General features: G+C 70.4%; 1 protein-coding gene and 1 pseudogene. One reads left to right on the forward strand and one right to left on the reverse strand.

The genetic code is table 11. The features are described 5' to 3' along the window. A partial coding sequence (locus ACWF62_RS20645; RefSeq protein WP_452631300.1) for a sigma-70 family RNA polymerase sigma factor occupies positions 1 to 576 on the forward strand: 576 nt, incomplete at its 5' end. A gap of 106 nt (positions 577 to 682) precedes the next feature. On the opposite strand, the pseudogene ACWF62_RS20650 reads toward ACWF62_RS20645, so the two are convergent. Continuing rightward, positions 683 to 1103 (reverse strand): annotated as a pseudogene (locus ACWF62_RS20650) (hypothetical protein); the annotation flags it as partial.

Below are 1103 nucleotides of genomic sequence, written 5' to 3' on the forward strand. Positions count from 1 at the left end.
GCCGTGCACCGCTATGATCCGGGGCGCGGCAGCGCCTTCGAGAGCTTCGCGGTGCCCACGATCGTCGGCGAGGTGAAACGCCACTTCCGCGACCACCTGTGGGGCGTGCACGTGCCGCGCCGCACCCAGGAACTCCGCAATCAGGTGCGGGCCGCCAGCCGCCAGCTGGAATGCCGCCCCGATGACCGGCGGCCCACCGTGGCAGAACTCGCCGAGTTCAGCGGACTGAGCCCCGAGGAGGTCATGACCGGCCTTGAGGCGCTGGAGAGTTACAGTCCGCTGTCCCTCGACGCGGAACTCCCGGGCACGGATGACGGATACTCCCTCAAGGACACGCTCGGGGTCCCGGATCCCGGATATGACCAGGTGGTCTTCCGGGAAGCGGTCAAACCGAAACTCCGCTGCCTTCCCGAGCGGGACCAGCACATTCTGTATCTCCGTTTCTTTGACGAGTTGACACAGAGCAAGATTGCCGACCGTATGGGCATTTCCCAGATGCATGTATCCCGGCTGCTGACCCGCATCTGTGAGCGCCTCCAGGAAGAGATCGAGGAGGACCGCGAGGAGCGGGAATGACCCGGCGGGCCGGAGCGCCCGACGGAGAGGCCACTCGGTCCGGCCCGGCGACCGGGCGAGGCACCGTGCCGGGCACGCGCACCGGGTGGAGCCCGGCAGCGCGCCCTCAGGCGTCCCTGCGGCCCAGAGCGGTATCGGCCGCCAGCAGGAGCAGCACGGTGTATCCGCCGACCAGGGCCAGGGACGGCCAGGCCGCCAGGGACCCCACCGCCTCCGCCGTGGCGTCGGAGGTCTGTGTCAGCTTCTCCAGCGCCGCCGTGGGCGATATGCCCGCCACCCAACGCTGCGCGTCGCCGAACAGCGGGCCGAACAGCGAGGGCAGCAGCAGTACCCCGAGCACGGTGGTCACCGCGCCCGCCGAGTGCCGTACCAGGGTGCCCACCGCGAGACCGAGCAGCCCGGCGACCGAGAAGGCACCCGCCACCCCCAGCAGGGCCGGCATCGGGTCGCCCTGCGCGTACCCGTCGCCCAGCAGCGCGCCGCCGACCAGATAGGCGCAGACCACGGACGGCAGCGCCAGCAGATAC

It is taken from the genome of Rhodococcus sp. NPDC054953 (assembly GCF_053609225.1).